This is a genomic window from Ideonella sp. P3_A4 (assembly GCF_056403075.1).
Genome location: NZ_JBFUGE010000810.1, coordinates 1 through 2331, shown reverse-complemented (window position 1 = coordinate 2331; position 2331 = coordinate 1). Strand labels below are relative to the sequence as shown.

General features: G+C 66.7%; 3 protein-coding genes. 1 reads left to right on the top strand and 2 read right to left on the bottom strand.

What is annotated here, in order from left to right; all coding sequences use genetic code 11:
- Positions 1 to 36: 36 nt before the first annotated feature.
- Both AC1DYI_RS33025 and AC1DYI_RS33020 read right to left on the bottom strand, forming a co-directional pair.
- Entirely contained in the window at positions 37 to 360 is a 324-nt protein-coding gene (locus AC1DYI_RS33025) for a hypothetical protein (RefSeq protein ID WP_477208337.1), read from the bottom strand.
- 133 nt (positions 361 to 493) lie between these two features.
- Positions 494 to 1795, bottom strand: a complete 1302-nt coding sequence (locus tag AC1DYI_RS33020; RefSeq protein WP_477208336.1) for an aspartate aminotransferase family protein — start codon at positions 1793 to 1795, stop codon at positions 494 to 496.
- Positions 1796 to 1892: 97 nt separating this feature from the next.
- On the opposite strand from AC1DYI_RS33020, the gene AC1DYI_RS33015 reads away from it, so the two are divergent.
- On the top strand, positions 1893 to 2331 hold a 439-nt coding region (locus AC1DYI_RS33015), incomplete at its 3' end, for a LysR family transcriptional regulator (RefSeq protein ID WP_477208335.1).

Genomic DNA, 2331 nt, shown 5'->3' with positions numbered 1-2331 from the left:
ATTCTCGACGCGCCGCTCAGGGCCTACCGGCTCCCCCTAGCGCTGGCACAGGCATTCGTACGGCGTGGAGAACACTTCCTGGCCGTCCCAGCCGACGACGCAGGCGTTGCTCCACGTCGGCTCCAGGTTGTAGCCGGCTCGCTTGCCCTCGTTGTTCTGGTTCGCCCGGCAAATGTTGTAGGCCTTGCCATTCAAGGCATAGGTACCGCTCGCGACCGGGCGTGCCCTGACCGCGCCGCATACCTGGGTACAGGACTCGGTGCCAGCAACCCAGGCCTCCGTCCATTCCGGAGCTGCGTACGCCACCGACGCCGTGAACAGCGCCGGCGCCAGCAGAACGGAAACGATCGTCTTGTTCATGAAATTCTCCCTGTGCAGTTGTGCTTGGCGTTGACAAAGTTGTCATCGCCCAAACAGCCTAGTTGCACGGACCGCACTCGGGCAATTACGGTCTATTACGGGAGACTGCGGCGTGGCGGGCCCGGTCAATGCGTCACGCGACGTTCTCGATCGCCTGCTTCAGCAAGTCCAGGCCCAGGTCGATCTCTGCATCGCTCACCGTCAACGGCGGTGCGATGCGGAAGACGCCACCCATGCCGGGCAGGTTCACGATGTTCATGCTCAGGCCAAGCTTCATGCACTCGCGCGTGATCGCGGCGCCCAGCTCGGGTGCGGCCTGCTTGCCGGCCTTGCTCTTGACGATCTCGATGCCCAGAAGCAGCCCGCGGCCGCGCACGTCGCCGATGCAGTCCACCGTCTCCTGCAACGCGCGCAAGCCACGTTCCAACCGCTGGCCTGCAACGCGGGCGCGCTCGACGAGGCGATCGCGTTGCACCACCTCCAGCACCTTCAGGCCAACGGCGGCCGGCAGCGGATCAGAGACATGGGTCGTGTAGAAGAGAAAGCCACGGCGGTSGCACTCTTCTTCGATCGCCTCGGAGGTCAACACCGCCGCCAGCGGCAAGCCGGCACCGAGCGTCTTCGAGAGCGTCAGGATGTCGGGCACCACGCCGTCGCGATCGCAGGCGAGCATCGTGCCGGTGCGGCCCACGCCCGTCTGCGCTTCGTCCAGGATCAGCAGCATGCCGCGCTCGCTGCACTTCTTCTTCAACGCGGCCAGATAGCCCAGCGGCAGATCGATCAAGCCACCTGAACTCAAGATCGGCTCGGCGATGAAGGCGGCGAGGTTGCCGCTGGACTGCCTGTCGATCAGGTCGAAGGCGTAGTCGAGCTCGGCCTGCCAGTCGAACTGGCCGTTGCGCTCGAAGCGCGGCCGGTACGGATATGGCGCGGGGATCGCGAACGAACCGACCGCCGCTGGCCCGTAGCCCTTGCGGCCCGCGCTGTAGGTGGCCGACGCTGCGCCGCCGGTCATGCCGTGCCACGACTGCGCGAAGCTCACGATCTCGAACTTGCCGGTGACCAGCTTGGCCATCTTGATGGCCGCTTCGTTGGACTCTGCGCCGGTGCTCAGCAGCATGGCCCGGTCCAGACCGGCCGGCGTGATCTCGGCCAGCTGGGTGGCGAGATCGACCACCGGGCGGCTCAGCATGCCGCTGAACAAGTGATCCAGGTTTCGAGCGTCCTCGGCCACGACGGCCGCCACCTCAGGGTGCCCGTGCCCCAGCAGCGAGCTCATCTGCCCCGACGTGAAATCGAGGATCGCGCGGCCGTCCGCGTCGTACACGAAGCTGCCCTGCGCTCGCTCGATGATCATCGGCTCGAACGTGCCGCCGTAGCGAATCAGATGCCGGCGGGCGTTGTTCCAGAAAGCGGGGTCGGCGTTGCGGGACATCGGGCGCTCCAGTCAGTTGATCGACCGGAGCGTACGGACCCGCAGCACCCAAGGAAAGCTAATATTTCTGAACCCAGCTATCAGGCAAACTGACTCCATGACCCGCCACCTCGACATCGACCTGCTGCGCACTTTCGTGGCGATCGCCGAGACGCGCACCCTCGGCCGCGCCGCCAGCAAGATCGGGCGGACGCAGGCCGCCGTGAGCATGCAGGTCAAGAAGCTCGAAGAGATGCTGAACCAGCCGCTGCTCAACCGCACCGGCCGCGGCGTGGCGCTCACGCTGCACGGCGAGCGCCTGCTCGGCCATGCGCGGACCATCCTGCGGCACCACGACGCCGCGGTGGCCGACGTCTCCGGCGCCGGCCTCACCGGCACACTGCGCTTCGGCTGCCCAGACGACTACGCCGCGGCCTTCCTGCCGCACATCCTGCGCAGCTTCGCCGGCCTGCACCCGCAGGTCTTCGTCGAGGTGTACTGCGCACCCACGCCGCGGCTGCTGGAACAGCTCGCCAAGCACGCGCTCGACCTCGCGC